Source organism: Streptomyces sp. NBC_00386 (genome assembly GCF_036063235.1).
GTDB lineage: Bacteria > Actinomycetota > Actinomycetes > Streptomycetales > Streptomycetaceae > Streptomyces.
The window spans coordinates 6287922-6305764 of record NZ_CP107950.1 but is presented as its reverse complement, the minus strand read 5'-3'; the positions used below and the strand labels follow the sequence as shown (position 1 = coordinate 6305764).

Here is a 17843-nt window from a genome sequence, read left to right as displayed (position 1 = left end):
CCTCGCACAGGAGGGGACGCCGCGCTGATGCCGACCACGATGCGTCAGCGGTCGGGACTGATCAGCGCGGCTCGCTAAGCAGAAGGCGTACGGCACGCATGGCGTCAGGGTACCGCAGGGCCCACACGGGCCGCGACGACCTTTCGGGCCCGTCGGCACCGCGCGCCGCCGGGACGGACGGCAAAAAATCGTTGACCAATGTTCAAATTTTACTTCGCTTAACGGACGCTTGCGGACAACACAAAGACCTCATTGCCCTTTGGTAACAAGGCAATAACTCAAACGTGGAGCTCGGCGCCTTTTCTCGACCTAGAGTGCGCCTTCGGGACCGCTTCCCCGAACCGTAGGGAGTACCCCTCATGAACCCTCGTCGTAACAACAGCTCGCTTCCCCGGATGGGCCGTTCGGCCTACGGGGTGGCCTCGGCTGTCGCCCTGTTCCTCATACCCGTGATCGTGCTGGTGGGAGGCACCGCGGTCCAGGACTTCCTGAACTTCGGCGCCGGCGTCCTGTCGCTGGTCTCCCTGACCTGCTCGGTGATCTGGGGCCTGGTCGCCCAGGACCGGCTCCTCCTCGACACACGTCAGCGGATCGTCGCGCAGGGCGTCCACCGGGTGACCGCCGTCGGCTCGATCGCGTTCCTCCTGGTGCACATCACCGTCAAGCTGGCACTGGATCACACCGTCCTGATCGCCGCGCTGATCCCCTTCAGCCTGGGCGTCACGGGCCTCGGCGGGCTCATCGGCCTCGGCTCGCTGGCCGGCCTGCTCATGATCTTCGTAGGCATCACCGGCGCGCTGCGCAATCAGTTCGCCGCGCCGGCCGTGGTCGCCGCCCGCTGGCGCGCGATGCACATGCTGGCCTACCCCGCACTGTGCGCGGCCCTGGTCCACGGCTTGTTCGCGGGGCGCCCGGCGAAGACCTTCTTCATGGTCTCGTACGAGTTGTGCCTGGTCGGCGTCATGGCCGCCCTCCTGCTGCGTGCCGCCCCGAACGCCGTCAAGTACAAGGTCGCGGCGCGGATCCTGGCGCTCACCGGCAGCGGCGGCGCCCGCGGGTTCCGCGAGGACCTGGAGGCTTCCCGCGCCGCCGCGATGGAGTCGCCGCAGGGAGGTTCCGCGGGTCGCTCCGACCGGCGTTCCCCGGGCGCCGACTCCGTCCCGTCCCCCCGCAAGGAGCGCAACGAGCCCTCGTCCCCGCTGTTCGGCGGCGCGCAGGGAACCGCGGACACGACCGGCTTCGCGGCGGCCTACCGGACCGTGGCGACACCCGGCGACGCACCCGCGGCTCCCGGGACCCAGCAGTTCCCGATGCCCGCGAACGCTCAGCCCACAGAGACGTTTCCCCTCGTCGGCAACGGCGGCGCGCAGGCCGGCTGGCCCGTTCCCACGTCGGCCCCCGTCGGCGAGGCCCCCGCATCGGCGTACGACCCGCTCAACGACACCGGATACACCGTCCCCGTCTACGGCAATCCGCCCGCCGGGAACTACGGCACGAGTGATGTGTACAACACCGGTGAGACGAACGTGTCCTATCGCACGTACAACACCAATGACACGTACGACAGCGGTCCCACGACTGACGTACTGCCGGGCGCCTTCGACGCTCCTGGCTCCGGTGAATCATGGAATGCCCCTTCCGGAGGCTTTAAGTGAACGAGGCCCTGCCCGACGTCCCGGAAGTCCGCGTAGTCGGACTTCCGCAGCTCACGTCGGGTTTCGACCTGGTTGAACGTCTTGATCTGCCCATGCACCTCAAGGTGCACGGTCCGCTCGAACCCCTGGGCGGAGAAGAACTCGCGAGCCTCGCCGAGGACATCAATCTGAAGGGCCGCGGCGGGGCGGGCTTCCCGTTCGGCAAGAAACTGCGCTCGGTCGCCGAATCAGCCATCAAGAAGGGCATCCGCCCGGTGGTGGTCGTCAACGGAAGCGAGGACGAACCGGCCTGCCGCAAGGACACGGTGCTCATCAACCGTGCCCCGCACCTCATCCTCGACGGCGCTCTCCTGGTCGCGGAGGCCATGGGCGCCCGCCAGCTCGTGATCGGCGTGACCCGCGAGTCCACCCAGCGCTCCATGGAGGCGGCGCTGGCCGAGCGGGGGCTGAGCAACCGGAGGGGATCACCCCTTCGCGCGCGCGTGCAGCGCAATCCGGTACGCATGGTGACCGGCGCGGCCGCGTCGCTGATCCGCTCGATCGACGGCGGCCCGGCCGTGCCGCCCGGCCGCAAGGTCAGCGCCTCCCAGTCGGGTGTCGGGGGCGCGCCCACCCTCCTGTCGAACGCCGAGACGTTCGCGCAGCTGGCCATCGCCGCCCGCATCGGCCCCGACCGCTACCGCAACACGGGCCTGTACGACGAGCCCGGCACCGTCATGCTCACCGTCTCGGGCGCGGTCGCGCGCCCCATGGTGATCGAGGTCCCCACCGGCGTACCCCTGCGATACGTGCTCCAGCTGGCCGGCGCCCCGGCGATGCCCCAGGGCGTCCTGACCGGCGGCTACCACGGCAAGTGGCTGGACGCGGCGACGGTCAACGAGGCGATCATCTCGCGGGACTCCCTGGCCGCGGTGGGCGGTGCGCTCGGCGCCGGCGCGATCCTCCCCATCACCCAGGAGACCTGCCCCCTCGGCGAGTCGCTGCGCGTGGCGCAGTGGCTGGCCGACGAGAGCGCGGGACAGTGCGGCCCCTGTTACCTGGGTCTGCCCGCCGCGGCGCGCGGCCTGGCGGACATCCTCAACGGCGGCGGACCGGCGGCGCTCGAGGCCGTGAAGCAGGTCGCCAAGTCCGTGAAGCGGCGCGGCGCCTGCTCCCACCCGGACGGCTCGGCGATGTTCATCGAGTCGACCCTGAAGGCGTTCACGGACGACCTGGCCGCGCATGTCCTCGGAAACGGCTGCGGAAGGCCCGTGGAAGGCGTTCTGCCGCTCTTCGAGGACGGCCAGCTGCCCCTGAGCATCATGGGCGGCCAGAGCGAGCAGGAGGCGGGTCCCAGCCGCCAGAAGATCTTCGTCGACTGGACGCTGTGCCGCGGGCACGGCCTGTGCGCCGACCTCCTTCCCGAGGTCTTCGAACTGGGCGCCGACGGCTTCCCCACCGTCGCGCAGGCTCCGGTGCCGCAGTTCGCCGAGGCGAAGGCCCTGCGCGCGGTGCGCCGCTGCCCGGCGCTCGCCCTGCGCATCGAGGAGGACACCCGGGGCTCTGCGCCCTCGCGCAACCTGCCGGTCCTCTCGCAGGGGCGTGGGCGCCGCGCGCTCGGCAGCGGCCGCTGACACGAAGGAGCGGGCCACCAGGAACGGGTGGCCCGCCCTCGACACGTTCCGCGCGCCGGCCGGACGGCCGTTCCGCGAGAGCACGGGAAAACGAAGAAGCGGACCACCCTGATCGGGTGGCCCGCTTTCAACGTCTGTGGAGCTAAGGAGAATTGAACTCCTGACCTCCTGCATGCCATGCAGGCGCTCTACCAACTGAGCTATAGCCCCTTGTGGCCACGCGGCGAGACCGCGTTTTCACCGTGTCGCCGGTTTCCCCGGCGGCGACGCCAACATTACACGGTCCCCCTGGTGAACCACCAAATCGTTTCCCGTCTGTACCGATTCAGGCTTCATGTCGCATTGTGCGGGCCCCGCCGCGTGCCATGTCCGCCCGGATACGACCACTGGGCCGAACGGGTTCGAGGAGGCGCGGGGCGGGGTTCTCCGGACAGCGACGGACGGGGACGCCACCTGGGGCCGCTGCGCGGCTTCTGGCGGGCTTCACGGGCCCACGGCGGACTCGCCCCGGCTCCAGGCGCGGAGGACACGCGGAGGCCGCTCCAGGGCGGCTGTGGCGTCCCGCTCGCGCGTACGCGCCGGAGCGGGTGCCGTGCCCGCACGGTGCGGGCAGGGCGGGAACTGTGCCGGAACGGCAGCGGATTGACGCCGCCGGCCCGCCGAGGGGAAATCACCCGCGCCCGTCGGGCCGACCGGGGCCGGACCGACCCGCGGCGGGATGGACCCCGGACCGGGCCGACGCCGGGCCCGGCGGTCACCGTGGCAGGCCGTCCCGGTGTCGCACAGCGCCGGGGTCACACGGCCCCGGGGGCACGCGGTCCCCGGGTCAGGCCGTGGCGAACGAATAGAAGCGCTTGAGCGTGCAGTGCTCGTCGAGGAGCCGTGCGTAGATCGGCTCGCCCTCCAGCTCTCGGTACGTCTCGATCGGGTCGCCTTTTATGATCAGCGCCCGCGCGCATTCCTCGCACCAGTACTGGTAGTCGTGGTTGACCGGTTCCATGTCGCGGACGATCGGCGTACCACTGCCGCACCAATCGCATTTCCGCCTGTGTGCACCCATCAATCAGCTCCAGCTGTGGCCGCAGGCCGTGCACACGTAGGAGATTCCACCGTTGTCACCGAGAACCTGGGCAACGTGGACCGATCCGCAGGAAGGGCAGTCGAGGAGGGTGGCTTTCTTACGGTTCAGTGCCACTTCGAGGAGATCGTCGACCTCCTCGAGGATGCTGGCAGGCATCGCTACTCCCTCCCGTCGGGCCGCGCCCCCTTCCGGCCGTTTGATTCTGCCACGGCCGGAGCAATACGGTCAGCGACGCCTTCGTACCAGTCCGGACACGGGCACCCAGCACGGCCCTGGCGACCGGCGCATACGAGCACGCCAGGAGCGCGTCCGCAAAGGTATACGCCCCAGGGACCCCAAGTGACTCAAGCGGGTTCGAGATGAGTGTGCCCAAGACCACGGCGCCCCATGAGCCGGAGAGGGCGCGCGGCTCCTGACGGTGTCACGGAGGCTGCCGGGGCGACGCGTCCGGGGTGGTCCACGACACGGCTTTCGGAGTCCGTCCGCCCAACTGCGCCCGCCTCGGCGCGTTCTTCCGAGGCCGGGCCCCAACTCCGGTGCGAGCAACGAAAAATCCCGCTCCCTCACGGGAACGGGATCTTTCATCACTCTGTCCGACAACTCGAGAGAGTCGGTCTGTGGAGCTAAGGAGAATTGAACTCCTGACCTCCTGCATGCCATGCAGGCGCTCTACCAACTGAGCTATAGCCCCTTGCGTTCTTCCCGCCCTGCGGGCCGAACAAGAAGAACTTTAGCCTGCGACCAGCCGGAAAGTGAAATCCGGTCCCTCCGGGCCCGCGCGACCGGACGGAGAGCCGTGCGGCGCCCCTCAGTCGTCGTCGCCGAGAACCGGTTCCGGCAGCGTGCCGGCGTTGTGCTCCAGCAGCCGCCAGCCGCGGACGCCCTCGCCGAGGACGGACCAGCAGCAGTTGGACAGGCCACCGAGGCTCTCCCAGTGCCGGGACTCCAGACCGAGCAGACGGCCGATCGTGGTGCGGATCGTGCCTCCGTGGCTGACGACGACGAGGGTGCCGTCGTCCGGAAGCTTGTCGGCGTGCCGCAGCACCACGGGGGCGGCGCGGTCGGCGACCTCGGTCTCCAGCTCGCCCCCGCCGCGCCGCACCGGCTCACCGCGCTTCCACGCGGCGTACTGCTCGCCGTGGCGGGCGATGATCTCCTCGTGCGTCAGCCCCTGCCAGACGCCCGCGTAGGTCTCGCGCAGGCCCTCCTCGTGGGTGACGTCGAGGCCGGTGAGGACGGCCAGCTCTGCGGCCGTCGCGGCGGCGCGCTTGAGATCCGAGGCGACGATGGCGTCGGGCTTCAGGGAGGCGAGCAGCCGGGCGGCGCGGACGGCCTGCCCGACGCCCGTCTCGGTCAGCTCGACGTCCGTCGAGCCCTGGAAGCGGCGGTCCACGTTCCAGGAGGTCTGGCCGTGCCGCCACAGGATGACGCGGCGGCCCCTGCCCGGCTTCGCCTCGGCGGTCGCGCCCGCGGCCTCGCGGGCCTCGGCGGTCACCGCAGCTCCTCCATGCCGACGGAGTCCTCCTCGGCCTGGAACTTGGCGTGCTCGGCGGCCTTGCCGCGGGTCGCCTTGGCCTCGGCGGGCAGGTCGAGCTCGGGGCAGTCCTTCCACAGCCGCTCGAGGGCGTAGAAGACGCGCTCCTCGCTGTGCTGGACGTGCACCACGATGTCGACGTAGTCGAGCAGCACCCAGCGTGCCTCGCGGTCGCCCTCTCGGCGCACCGGCTTGGCGCCGAGCTCCTTGTTCAGGCGCTCCTCGATCTCGTCGACGATCGACTTGACCTGACGGTCGTTGGGCGCGGACGCCAGCAGGAAGGCGTCGGTGATGGAGAGCACATCGCTGACGTCGTAGGCGATGATGTCGTGCGCGAGCTTGTCTGCGGCCGCCTGTGCGGCGGCATTGATGAGCTCGATGGAGCGGTCCGTGGCGGTCACTACGCGGCTTTCCGTCGGCGGTCGGTTACGACTCAAGGGTCTCACGACCGCCGAGGACACCCCACGCGTTTCCGGGGCCACGCCCCGGGGCCGGGCCCCGGGGCGTGATGCCGGTCACCCGCGGGTCACCCCGTCGAGCGGCTGACGACCTTGTAATCCTGGCCGAGGACGACGGACACGTCCGCGTTGCCGGCGGCCTTGCCCTTCTTCACGGTGCTGGTGGGCAGACCCAGGGTCTTGGCGACCTCGACGGCGTCTTCCTTCCTGGCGGCATCGCTGTAGGTGATCCGGGACACGCTCTGGGCGGCGGCCGAGGTGCCGGAGTCCAGGAACGTGTAGCCGCCGTTGACCAGGGCGACCCGGGCCTGACCGGTGGCCGCCTTGACGCCGGTGGCGTTCTCGATGCCGACGCGGACCGCGGAGCCCGCCTCGGGGCTCTTCGCCGTACCGCCCAGGACGTTCTTGATCACGCTGTCGGAGGTGCTCGCGGTCAGCGTGCCGTCCTGCTGTACGGGCAGCAGCGCGGTCTTGTAGTCGCCGCCCTTGGCGAAGTCGGCGAGCTTGGCGAGGAAGGCGCCGAGGTCCTGGTCGGTCAGGGACGGGTCGAGGATCTGGGCCAGCGTCTGCACGGTGGTGGTCGCGGCCTGCTTGTCCGAGGACAGCTTGCGCATCACCCCCTGCATGACCTGTCCGAACCGCTCGAGCTGCGCGTTCTGGGCCTCGTCCGCGGCCTGGTAGGTGGCGTAGGCGACGGCCATCTTGCCGCTGAGGCTCTGGTCCTCGCCCTTCTTGACGAGCGGGGGGTCGCTCTTCTTCTTGGAGGCGGGGTCCGGAACGTCGGCGTCGGTGGTGACCTCGATGCCTCCGACGAGTTCGACGAGGTTGTTCAGGTAGGGGGTGTCGAGCCGCCAGGTGCCCTGGATGCTGGTTCCCAGCACGGTGTCGAGCGCTTCCCGTGTCCCGGAGGAGCCGTCTGTGTCGACGGACTTGGCGAGCGTGGTCGTCGAGCCGTCGTCGTCCGTCAGGGCGAGGGAGTTGGGCAGCAGGACGGTGGTGCCCTGCTTGGTGGTGGTGTTGTCGACGAGCAGGGCCGTGGCGGTGCCGCCGCCCTTGGTGTTGTGCAGGTGGACGACGACCACGTCGCGCTTCTGGGCGGCGACGGGCGTCGTGGTCCCCGGCTTGGCGTCCGAGGCGGTGCCGGGAAGCCTGCCCGCGTACCAGAGGTAGCCCGCGCCACCGACCACGACCAGGGCCACGACCACGACCAGGGCGACGATCCTGCTGCGGGCGCGGCGCTTGGCCTCCTCGCGGCGCTCGGTGCGGTTCTCGGTGAACTTCAGCCAGTCGATGACGTCCTCGGACTCGGTCTCCTGGTCCTCGACGAAGGCGAACTGCTCGGTGCGGTAGTCCCGGTCGGTCCGGGGAGCGTCGTCCTCGGGCGGCCCGGCCTGCTGCGGGACGCGGGCGGTCTGCTCGGCGACCCGGGGCTGCCGGCCGGTGCTCGCGGCGCCCGCCGTGTCGGCGCTCCGCCCGTAACCGTCGTACGGAGTCCGGGTGGTCCCGGTCCCGCCGGCCCGGGGCGCACCCGTGCCGAACGGGTCGAAGGAGTCGTACGAGGAGGCGGCCGGCTGCTGACCGGTGTCGTACGGCGACACCGCCTCCTGCCTGCCGGTGTCATAAGGAGACACCGTCTCGTGCTGACCGGTGTCATAGGGCGACACAGGTGGCTGGTGGCCCGTGTCGTAGGGCCGGACGGGTTCCTGACGGCCCGTCGCATAGGGGTCGTAGCCGTAGCCCGGCTGCTGCCCGGCGTCGTAGCCGTCGTACCCCTGGGCGGGCTGCTGCGGGATCTGCCGGTACACAGGCTGCCCGTACTCGTCGTAGCCGACGAGTTCGTACTGCTGGTCGCCGCCGCCCGCGTATCCGTCGTATCGGTCGTTCACCGGGTGCCCCTCTCGGCTCACTGGCCGCGGTACAGCTCACGCTTGTCGATGTAGCGCACCACACCGTCCGGCACCAGATACCAGACGGGGTCGCCCTTGGCGACTCTCGCACGGCAGTCTGTGGACGAGATGGCGAGCGCGGGAACCTCGACCAGCGAGACACCGCCCTCCGGGAGCCCCGGGTCGGTCAGGGTGTGACCGGGCCGGGTGACCCCGATGAAGTGCGCAAGGGAGAACAGTTCTTCCGTGTAGCGCCAGGTGAGGATCTGGCCGAGCGCGTCCGCGCCGGTGATGAAGAAGAGATCGGCGTCGGGGTTGAGCGCGTGCAGGTCGCGCAGGGTGTCCGTCGTATAGGTCGGGCCGCCGCGGTCGATGTCGATCCGGCTGACCGAGAACTGGGGGTTCTCGGCGGTCGCGATGACCGTCATCAGATAGCGGTCCTCGGCGGGCGTGACCATGCGGTCGGTCTTCTGCCACGGCTGTCCGGTCGGCACGAACACCACCTCGTCGAGGTGGAACTGCGCGGCGACCTCACTGGCCGCGACCAGGTGTCCGTGGTGGATCGGGTCGAAGGTGCCACCCATGACGCCGAGCCGGCGCTTGCCCGGATTCGAGGGGCCGTTGCCGGTGCCGGTCACGAGGCGCTTCACCGCGCCGCCGGCCGCCGCGCCCGCGCCGCCCGTGGCGTCGCCGGCGGCGCCGCTCTCCGTGTCACTCGCCGGACCGGTAGGCATGTCCTGCTCTCCCATGCGTGCAGACCCTACCGGCCCGGCCGACGGGCTCCGGCCGACAGGGGCCCCGAGCGGGCCCGGGAGGCTCAGCGGTCGCGGTTGAAGCGCGTGGTGATCCACAGCAGCAGGAGCAGGATGAACAGCGCCCCGCCGCCGGTCAGGTACGGGCTGAGGCTCTCGTGGTTGCCGCCGTTCTCGCCCTCGGCGACGACGGTGGCCAACTGTGCGGCGGTGTGCTGGAAGCTCATCTCGGCAGAACCTATCCAGTGGGTGCGGGATAAAGATGTCGGCCCATCGTATGCGGGCGCCCACACGGCGAACACGCCGACTCCGCCGTTGGGGACGGCACTCCGCCCGCCGGTCCGCGGCCGGTCGTCAGTCGTCGCGCTTGTAGCCGCGCAGCAGGAACCAGGCGGCCAGGACCACACCGACGACCATGACGATCAGCACGACGCGGAGCAGATCGCCCGGACCCTGCCTGTCTGCCGCCGAGGCGGCTTCCGTGAGCCACGTGGCTGTGGGGATGTGCTCCATGTCGTACGACTCCTTCTCTGTACTGCCCGTCAACGGTATCTCCGCCTAGGCTGGGCTCTGCCTCGGGGGGACAGAAGGCACTCAGACGCACATGGGGGAAGACATGTCCGACGGCGACCAGGGACGGAACGGGCACGAGAACGTGCCGAGCAGGCAGCGCAGGCGCTTCGAGGGGATCTCCTCGCGGGCCTACGAACACCCGGCGGACCGCTCGGCCCTGGTGGCCCTGCGCAAGCTCAGCGGTTTCGACACGGTCTTCAAGGCACTGAGCGGTCTGCTGCCCGAGCGCAGTCTGCGGCTGCTCTTCCTGTCCGACTCGGTGCGCGTCTCGGACGCCCAGTTCGCGCACCTCAACGACATGCTGCGGGACGCCTGTTACATCCTGGACCTGGAGAAGGTCCCGCCGATGTACGTGAACCAGGACCCGCAGCCCAACGCGATGTGCATCGGGCTGGACGATCCGATCATCGTGGTGACGACCGGGCTCGTCGAGCTCCTCGACGAGGAGGAGATGCGGTCGGTCATCGGCCACGAGGTCGGCCACGCGCTGTCCGGTCACGCCGTCTACCGCACGATCCTGCTGTTCCTCACGAATCTCGCGGTCCGGGTCGCCTGGATCCCGCTGGGGAACCTCGCGATCATGGCGATCGTGACCGCGCTGCGCGAATGGTTCCGCAAGTCGGAGCTGTCGGCGGACCGGGCGGGGCTGCTGGTCGGACAGGACCTGCGGGCCTCGATGCGCGGTCTGATGAAGATCGCGGGCGGCAATCACCTGCACGAGATGAACGTGGACGCGTTCCTCGCGCAGGCCGAGGAGTACGAGTCGGCGGGCGACCTGCGGGACTCCGTGCTCAAGATCCTGAACGTGCTGCCGCGTACCCACCCCTTCACCGCGGTCCGCGCGGCCGAGCTGAAGAAGTGGGCGGAGTCCCGCGACCACCAGCGGATCATGGACGGCCACTATCCGCGGCGCGACGCGGACAAGGACACCTCGGTGTCGGACTCCTTCCGGCAGTCGGCGGCCAGCTACGCCAGCGACGTGAAGAACTCCAAGGACCCGCTGATGAAGCTGGTCAGCGACATCGCGGGCGGCGCGGGCGACCTAGGGGGCCGGGTACGGCGCGGTTTCGGGGGCTTCGCGGGCGGTGCGCCCAAGGACGGCGCCTCCGGCGGGGACGCCGGAGGCACCGGCACCGGGCAGGAGCCGCGCGAGGACCGCTCCGAGGACCGCTCCGAGGACGAGGGCACCGGCACCGACGGCCGGGACTGATCGACCCCGCCGGATTGCGCCGCCCCGTCGGGTGGCGCCGTCGGCCGAACGGACCCCGTCGGGGGTGCCGCCGACCGTCTCCGGGCGGCGCCGCCCGGTGGTCCGGCTACACCCTCGGCTGCGCGCTCCTGGCCAGCGAACCGCACACGGCGGTGGCGCTGCCGGTGGCGTACGGGTCGGTACCGGCCGGCCCGCCCGCCTTGGCCGTCTCGCCCGCGAGCAGCGGCCGCAGCCGGCTCACCGGGTCGTCGGAGCAGGCGAGCGGGCCCGCCTGGACGTAGGACACCACCAGTTCGGCCTGGTGCATGCGCAGGTCGTCGCGGTCGAAGCGGAAGGTCAGTTCACGGCGCACGGTGAACAGGGAGGCCTTGGCCCCGGCGTTCGCACCCGTCGGCTTCAGCGCGTAGACGAAGGTGTGGTCGGCGACGACCTCCAGGGTGTTCGCGTCGGACTCGGCCGCCTGGAGGGTGCCCTGCACCCGGATCCCCTTGTCGGCGAGCTGCGTCCGGGTCGCGTCGAAGCGGATCAGCCAGCCTGTCGGGGCGTGCCGTCCGTCGGCGGCCGGGTGGTCGAAGCTCCGGTCGAACTGGTCGAGCTGCCGCGGGTCGAGCAGGATCCGTACGGGCCGGGTGGCGCCTCCGGTCAGCACGCTCGGGTCGAGGGAGGACTCGACGAGGTAGTCCTTGGCGGTGGTCAGGGCGGTGACGACCTGGCTGTCGGAGAAGTGCGCGGTGCGCCGGACGGCGGGCATGGTGATGCCGTCGGCCCCGGTGCGGAACTGGGCGGCCGGGCTGCCGGTGAACAGTTCGTCGGCGCTGGTCGAGCCAGGGACGGCGTTCTGCGGAGCGAGCGGGATAACCGTCATGCGCAGCGGTTCGACCGACCGGGTGGCGGTGGTCGGGTACGGGTGATGTATGCCCATGTAGATCGCGGTGCCGAAGGCGATGGCTATCAGCAGGACGAGGATCAGGGCCTGCCGGGACAGCCCGCGCTGAAGGGGCGGGCGGCGGCGCACGGCCGGGCTGTGGTCGGCCATGCGTTCCCGGGCGGAGAACTCCTGGAGGCGGGCAGCACGGACGAACGACTCGTCGAAGACGACGGATCGGTACTCGTCCTCGCCACCGGCGGGAGCACCCTCGGGTGTCCCCTCAGGTGGGTCTCCAGGCCCGCCCATACCTTCAGAGTAGGTCTCCGGGGGCTCCGGTAAACGCTGTGGTGCGCGACAAGTTCTGACAGGTTCCCACCAGGTGGTCACGCTGTGCGACGAACGTCGGCGCCTCTGCGGGGAGACCGGCGTCAGGGCGTGCGCGGCACCGCCGGCACCGCAGGACGGGAAGCGCCGACGGAGGCGGAGGGGCCCGGGCCGGTGATCTTCTCCTGGCCCTGTTCGAGGCCGGAGGAGGCGGGTGAGGGGACCTGGTCCCGGCCGTCGGAGGAAGCGCCCCGGTAGACCGCCGTGAAGGCGAGGGCGACCATCCCGATGCCCATGACGAGGGCGAGGAGCCAGGCGACGTGGCGGTGCCAGCGGGCCTGCCTGCCGTAGGGCCGGCCGTACATCCCCGGGAAGCCGTGGCGGCCATCCAGGACCTCGGAGTCGTCCGGATCGTCCAGGTCGGGATCGTGGGCGAAGTCACCGTGGTCGTCGGGGCCGAAGCCGTCCTCGTAGCGTTCGTCGTCGCCGCGGGCGCCGCGGGCGCGCGCCCGGCGGGCCTCGGCCTCGGAAGCCTCCGCGCGGGCCTGGGCGGCCGCGAGCAGCCGCTCCACGGCGGTCGGTTCATGGAACGCCGCCGCCCGTACGAAGTCCTCGTCGAAGACCACGGAGGCGAACTCTTCGTCCGCACCCCCGCGGTCGTGGTCGTCGTCGGGCTCCCAGCCGTCAGGGAACGGCGTGCCCCCCACGTCCTCCGGCACGGATCCAGAGTAGACCTGAGGGGTCAATTTGGGCAGACGGTACGGAAATTCGACCTCAGGACGGGACGGCGCCTCAGTGGACCGCGGGCCGTGAACCGTCCGCCGCGCGCCCCGGCGCCCGGCGGACCACCGCCCGTGCGCCCCGGCGGACCTCCGGGTGGGACCGGGGCTCTCACGGGGCCGCCCCCGGCTTCGGGGACGCCGCCGTGGCCGCGTCCCCGCCGGTGTCTCAGCGGCGGATGTGGCCGTCGCCCGTGACGATGTACTTGGTGCTCGTCAGCTCCGGCAGTCCCATCGGACCGCGTGCGTGGAGCTTCTGCGTGGAGATGCCGATCTCGGCACCGAAGCCGAACTGACCGCCGTCGGTGAAGCGGGTCGAAGCGTTCACGGCGACGGTCGTGGAGTCGACCAGCTGGGTGAAGCGGCGCGCGGCCTGCTGCGAGGTGGTGACGATGGCCTCGGTGTGGCCGGAGCTCCACAGCCGGATGTGCGACACGGCCTTGTCGAGCGAGTCGACGACCGCCGCCGCGATGTCGTAGGAGAGGTACTCGGTGTCCCAGTCCTCCGCCGTGGCCTCCACGACGGTGGCCTTGGAGTCCTCGGCGTAGGCGAGGACGCGCTCGTCGGCGTGCACGGTGACCCCGGCGTCCGCGAGGGCGTCCAGGGCGCGCGGCAGGAACGCGGCGGCGATGTCCTGGTGGACCAGGAGGGTCTCGGCGGCGTTGCAGACGCTGGGCCGCTGGGCCTTGGAGTTGATCAGGATGTCGATCGCCATGTCGAGGTCGGCGTTCGCGTCGACGTACACATGGCAGTTGCCGGTGCCGGTCTCGATGACCGGGACGGTGGACTCCTGGACGACCGTGCGGATCAGGGAGGCGCCGCCGCGCGGGATGAGGACGTCGACCAGGCCACGGGCGCGCATCAGTTCACGGACCGACTCGCGGCCCTCGCCGGGCACGAGCTGGATGGCGTCGGCGGGCAGCCCGGCGCCGCCCACGGCGTCGCGCAGGACCCGCACGAGGGCCGTGTTCGACTCGTAGGCGGAGGACGAGCCGCGCAGCAGGACCGCGTTGCCGGACTTCAGGCACAGGGCGGCCGCGTCGACGGTCACGTTCGGCCGGGCCTCGTAGATGATGCCGACGACGCCGAGCGGGACGCGGACCTGGCGCAGGTCGATGCCGTTCGGGAGGGTCGAGCCGCGGACGACCTCGCCGACCGGGTCGGGCAGCGCCACGACGTCGCGGACGTCGGAGGCGATCGCGCGCACGCGCTCGGGGGTGAGCGTGAGCCGGTCGATGACGGTCTCGCCGGTCCCGGCCTCGCGGGCGCGCTCGATGTCCTTGGCGTTGGCGGCGACGATCTCGCTCGTACGCACTTCCAGCGCGTCCGCGATCGCGAGCAGCGCGTCGTCCTTCTCGGCCCGCGGCAGCGGCGCCAGGTCGGCGGCGGCGGACTTCGCGCGATAGGCGGCCTGGGCGACCGGGGACATGGAGTCGTACGGCGAGAGCGTGGTCATGAGGGAAGGGTAGTGCGCCCGGCGGGCCGGGCCGGCGGTCGTCCCATACGACGAGACGGGCTCAAAACGGGTGAACTCCCACAGGGGTCGCGGGCAGCGGTCCGTACCCCTCGGCGATCCGCTGGTGGTACGTCTCGCGGTCGATGACCTCCAGGCCGACGATCTCCCAGGGCGGGAGCTGGGCGGTCTGGCGGTGCTCGCCCCACAGGCGCAGCGCGACGGCCGCCGCGTCGTGCAGGTCGCGGGCCTCCTCCCAGTAGCGGATCTCCGCGTGGTCGTTGGCGTACCGGCTGGTCAGCAGGAAGGGGTGGTCGTGGGCGAGCTGTTCGAGACCGCGCCTCACCTCGGTCAGCGGGGCCTCGCCGCCGGACACGCTCAGCGTCACGTGCCACAGCCGGGGCAGGTCGGCGGGCTGCTCGCCCTCGTAGGTGTCGCCGGCCGCGACACTGGTGAGGGCCCGCTCCTCGCCCACCGCGCGGGAGGCGGGACCACCGCGGGACGCCGCCACCCCAGGGCGCACTCGTCTCACGACGGCCTCCTTTACCCGATGGTCGTACCGAATCCCGGACTCTCCCTGCCACAAAGTTGAGCAGGTGAGAAGCCGCCGTGTGGCGGTTTTACGGAACGTCCACCGGTGGGGGCGGGGGATTCGGCCGTTTACGGATGTAGCGGACAGCGGTCCCGGCGGTACCCCTGGGGCGCCCGGTACGGGTGCCCGGCGGACGAGGCCACCGTGCCATCCACCGGTCGGAACGCGGATCTCACCGAAGCGCCCGGCAGGACGCTTCGCCCACGGGTTCGGCGGGACCCGGTATCGCGCGTTCCAGGGGTTCGGCGGGACCCGGCGGGGAGCGCCTGCCCTACGGGTTCAGCAGCACGAGGTCGTCGCGGTGCACGACCTCGCGCTCGTACGCGGGGCCCAGCTCGCGCGCCAGCTCCCGGGTGGAGCGGCCGATCAGCTGGGGGATCTCCTTGGCGTCGAAGTTCACCAGCCCCCGCGCGACGGCCCGGCCCGCGCTGTCGCGCAGCTCGACCGGGTCTCCCGCGATGAACTCGCCCTCGACGCCCGCGATGCCCGCGGGCAGCAGCGAGGTGCGCCGCTCGACGACCGCGCGTACGGCGCCGTCGTCCAGGGTGAGCGCGCCCTGCGGCGTGGAGGCGTGCTGGAGCCACAGCAGCCGGTCGGCCGACCGCTTGCCGGTGGCGTGGAAGAAGGTGCCGGTGTCCCGGCCCGCGAAGGCGTCGGCGGCGTGGACGGCGCTGGTCAGCACCACGGGGATGCCGGCCGCGGCGGCGATCCTGGCCGCCTCGACCTTGGTGACCATGCCGCCGGTGCCGACGCCCGCCTTGCCCGCGCTGCCGATCTCGACGCCGGCGAGGTCCGCGGGCCCGCGGACCTGCGCGATCCGTGAGGTGCCGGGCTTGCTGGGGTCGCCGTCGTAGACCCCGTCCACGTCGGAGAGCAGGATCAGCAGGTCGGCGCGTACGAGATGGGCGACGAGGGCGGCGAGGCGGTCGTTGTCGCCGAAGCGGATCTCGTCGGTGGCCACCGTGTCGTTCTCGTTGACGACCGGAAGGGCGCCCATCGCGAGGAGCTTGTCCAGGGTGCGTGAGGCGTTGCGGTGGTGGGCGCGCCGGCTGGTGTCGTCGGAGGTGAGGAGCACCTGCCCGACGCGGATGCCGTAGCGGGCGAAGGAGGCGGTGTAGCGGGCCATCAGGAGGCCCTGGCCGACACTGGCGGCCGCCTGCTGGCGGGCGAGGTCCTTGGGGCGGCGGCGCAGTCCGAGCGGCGCGAGGCCGGCGGCGATGGCGCCGGACGAGACGAGGACGACCTCCTTCTCACCGCCGTCACGGGCTTTGGCCAGGACGTCCACGAGGGCGTCGACCCGGTCGGCGTCGAGGCCGCCGGAGGCGGTGGTGAGCGACGAGGAGCCCACCTTGACGATGATCCTGTGGGCCTGCGCCACAGCGTCCCTGTCGGCGTGCGTCTCGGTCTGCCTTGCCGCTGCCACCTGCGGTGTGTCCCCTCGCGTCGGTCCCGGTGCCCGCCCCGCAATCTACGCGAAGGGGAAAGGGGCCGACCGGTCGTTCCAGCAGGCGGACGCTGCCACGTAACCGCGCGATCACGAGTCGCACACGATTAAAAGGTTGTACGCGTTCCTCATGGAAATAAAAGACAGAGCAAAGTTAAGTTGAACCTTGTGTCATCTACCGTTCCCCCCGTGAAGCGCATCCTCCTGAGATCCGGAAAAAGCCCGTACGACGTCGTCCCCATGGAGCAGGCCCTCCACCAGGACGTCATCGCGACCAACGCGGGCAACCTCATCTTCAGCGACGCCGCGCACAAGATCCTCGAAACGCCTCACACCGAGGTGGTCTCCAACGGCATGCGCACCGACGTAGCCGCGGCAGGCCGCATCAACGAGGAGTTCGACGCCTTCGTCATCCCGCTGGCCAACGCGTTCCGGCCGTCGTTCGAGGTCCCGCTCAGGCGGCTGACCAAGCTCATCGGCAAGCTGAAGATCCCGGTGATCATCCCGGGCGTCGGCGCGCAGGCCGGCCTGAACTACGACCCTGCGCGGCTGAAGGCGATCGAACCCGCCGTGCGGGAGTTCGTCGCCGCGGTTCTCGACCACAGCGCGTCCATCGGGGTGCGGGGCGAGTTCACCGAGAAGTACCTGCGGGACATGGGCTTCAACGACGTCGAGGTCATCGGCTGCCCCTCCCTGTTCATGTACGGCGACCGACTCGACGTACAGAAGCGGGCCGACGCGCTCGGGCCCGAGTCCCGGATCGCGGTCAACGGCTCGCACAGCGCGATGCGGACGCAGGGCCTCGACCCGATCGTCCGGAACGCCCACGCGCGCTACCCGCACCTGCGCTTCATCGGCCAGAACATATCCGACGCACGGCAGCTGCACTGGCGCGACCTGTCGGATCCGAACGGTGCCGTGACCGCGATGCCCACGCATCCCGACCACCCGATGTACCGGGAGGACAAGGTCCGCGTCTACATCGATCCCGTCACCTGGATCGACGATCTGCGCGACTTCGACTTCTCCTTCGGCTCCCGCATCCACGGGAACATCGCGGCGCTGCTCGCCGGCACGCCCGCGACGGTGCTGTGCGGCGACTCCCGCACGCTGGAGCTGTGCCGTTACTTCGACATCCCGCACCGGCCGATCACCAAGCTGCCCGCGGACCTCGACCCGGCCGAGCTGTACGCGGCGGCCGACTTCGGCCCGCTGGTCCGTGGACACCAGGAGCGCTTCGAGCGTTTCACCGGGTTCCTGACCCGCAACGGCCTGGAGAACACCTTCACGCACGGCGACGGGGGCGCGGCCCACGAGGAACGCGTCCGCTCCCTCACCTTCCCGCCCGGTGCCCGTCCCTGGAACGACGCCGACATCGCCTCCCTGACCACGCGCTTCGGCTGGCTCCAGACCCGTCTCACCGAGCTGTCCACGGAGAACGTCCGTCTGAAGCGGGAGCTGACGCGGGCGCCCAAGGCGCCCAAGCCCGTCCCGGAACCGGTGGCCACGCCCGGACGCTCGGTCTACCGGCTGGCACGCCGCGCGGTGGGCCGGCCCCTGCGCAAGGCGTTGCAGTCGGGCCGCCAGTAGACCGGCAGGCACCCTCCGGGCGGCCGTCTTC

Annotated in this window: 17 protein-coding genes and 2 tRNA genes; 4 read left to right on the top strand and 15 right to left on the bottom strand. The window is 70.9% G+C overall.

The window, feature by feature from the left end:
• Window positions 1–359 precede the first annotated feature (359 nt).
• Window positions 360–1655 (top strand): cytochrome b/b6 domain-containing protein, encoded by a 1296-nt coding sequence (locus OG780_RS27645; RefSeq protein ID WP_328452587.1) that lies wholly within the window; start codon window positions 360–362, stop codon window positions 1653–1655.
• On the top strand, window positions 1652–3268 hold the full coding sequence (locus tag OG780_RS27640) for an NADH-ubiquinone oxidoreductase-F iron-sulfur binding region domain-containing protein (protein ID WP_328452585.1): 1617 nt from the start codon (window positions 1652–1654) through the stop codon (window positions 3266–3268). The genes OG780_RS27645 and OG780_RS27640 overlap by 4 nt, the downstream gene beginning before the upstream one ends.
• A 137-nt stretch (window positions 3269–3405) precedes the next feature.
• Here OG780_RS27640 and OG780_RS27635 read toward each other — a convergent pair.
• The 10 genes from OG780_RS27635 to OG780_RS27590 form a co-directional block, all read right to left on the bottom strand.
• A tRNA-Ala gene (locus tag OG780_RS27635) sits at window positions 3406–3478 on the bottom strand.
• 616 nt (window positions 3479–4094) lie between these two features.
• Window positions 4095–4328 carry a hypothetical protein gene (locus OG780_RS27630; protein ID WP_037618755.1) on the bottom strand — a complete coding sequence of 78 codons (234 nt, stop codon included), beginning with the start codon at window positions 4326–4328 and terminating at the stop codon, window positions 4095–4097.
• Window positions 4329–4331: 3 nt separating this feature from the next.
• On the bottom strand, window positions 4332–4505 hold the full coding sequence (locus OG780_RS27625) for a hypothetical protein (protein ID WP_261702676.1): 174 nt from the start codon (window positions 4503–4505) through the stop codon (window positions 4332–4334).
• A gap of 462 nt (window positions 4506–4967) precedes the next feature.
• Window positions 4968–5040, bottom strand: a tRNA-Ala gene (locus OG780_RS27620).
• A gap of 117 nt (window positions 5041–5157) precedes the next feature.
• Entirely contained in the window at window positions 5158–5844 is a 687-nt protein-coding gene (locus OG780_RS27615) for a histidine phosphatase family protein (RefSeq protein ID WP_328452581.1), read from the bottom strand.
• A complete protein-coding gene (gene rsfS / locus OG780_RS27610; RefSeq protein ID WP_326787839.1) occupies window positions 5841–6284 on the bottom strand; it encodes a ribosome silencing factor in 444 nt (147 codons plus the stop codon). The genes OG780_RS27615 and rsfS overlap by 4 nt, the downstream gene beginning before the upstream one ends.
• Before the next feature lie 125 nt (window positions 6285–6409).
• Window positions 6410–8227: an LCP family protein gene (locus tag OG780_RS27605; protein ID WP_328452579.1), complete on the bottom strand. Its 1818-nt coding sequence runs from the start codon at window positions 8225–8227 to the stop codon at window positions 6410–6412.
• Between the two features lie 17 nt (window positions 8228–8244).
• Window positions 8245–8976 carry a nicotinate-nucleotide adenylyltransferase gene (nadD, locus tag OG780_RS27600; RefSeq protein WP_326787837.1) on the bottom strand — a complete coding sequence of 244 codons (732 nt, stop codon included), beginning with the start codon at window positions 8974–8976 and terminating at the stop codon, window positions 8245–8247.
• Window positions 8977–9044: 68 nt separating this feature from the next.
• A complete protein-coding gene (locus OG780_RS27595; protein ID WP_037618764.1) occupies window positions 9045–9206 on the bottom strand; it encodes a hypothetical protein in 162 nt (53 codons plus the stop codon).
• A 127-nt stretch (window positions 9207–9333) separates the two neighbouring features.
• Window positions 9334–9525, bottom strand: a complete 192-nt coding sequence (locus OG780_RS27590) for a hypothetical protein (protein WP_328458785.1) — start codon at window positions 9523–9525, stop codon at window positions 9334–9336.
• A gap of 70 nt (window positions 9526–9595) precedes the next feature.
• On the opposite strand from OG780_RS27590, the gene OG780_RS27585 reads away from it, so the two are divergent.
• A complete protein-coding gene (locus OG780_RS27585) occupies window positions 9596–10762 on the top strand; it encodes a M48 family metallopeptidase (protein ID WP_328452575.1) in 1167 nt (388 codons plus the stop codon).
• A gap of 106 nt (window positions 10763–10868) precedes the next feature.
• Here the strand turns inward: OG780_RS27585 and OG780_RS27580 are convergent, their stop codons facing one another.
• From OG780_RS27580 to proB, 5 genes are all read right to left on the bottom strand, one after another.
• Window positions 10869–11936: an SCO2583 family membrane protein gene (locus tag OG780_RS27580; protein WP_328452573.1), complete on the bottom strand. Its 1068-nt coding sequence runs from the start codon at window positions 11934–11936 to the stop codon at window positions 10869–10871.
• Between the two features lie 122 nt (window positions 11937–12058).
• A complete protein-coding gene (locus tag OG780_RS27575; protein ID WP_328452571.1) occupies window positions 12059–12673 on the bottom strand; it encodes an SCO2584 family spore wall biosynthesis protein in 615 nt (204 codons plus the stop codon).
• A 229-nt stretch (window positions 12674–12902) separates the two neighbouring features.
• The gene (locus tag OG780_RS27570; protein WP_328452569.1) at window positions 12903–14189 is read right to left on the bottom strand and encodes a glutamate-5-semialdehyde dehydrogenase; all 1287 of its coding nucleotides are present in this window, start codon (window positions 14187–14189) and stop codon (window positions 12903–12905) included.
• 61 nt (window positions 14190–14250) lie between these two features.
• The gene (locus tag OG780_RS27565) at window positions 14251–14718 is read right to left on the bottom strand and encodes a hypothetical protein (RefSeq protein ID WP_387302233.1); all 468 of its coding nucleotides are present in this window, start codon (window positions 14716–14718) and stop codon (window positions 14251–14253) included.
• Window positions 14719–15049: 331 nt separating this feature from the next.
• Window positions 15050–16156 (bottom strand): glutamate 5-kinase, encoded by a 1107-nt coding sequence (gene proB, locus OG780_RS27560; protein WP_328458420.1) that lies wholly within the window; start codon window positions 16154–16156, stop codon window positions 15050–15052.
• A 255-nt stretch (window positions 16157–16411) separates the two neighbouring features.
• On the opposite strand from proB, the gene OG780_RS27555 reads away from it, so the two are divergent.
• Window positions 16412–17812 carry a polysaccharide pyruvyl transferase family protein gene (locus OG780_RS27555; protein WP_328452567.1) on the top strand — a complete coding sequence of 467 codons (1401 nt, stop codon included), beginning with the start codon at window positions 16412–16414 and terminating at the stop codon, window positions 17810–17812.
• The last annotated feature ends 31 nt before the right edge of the window (window positions 17813–17843 follow it).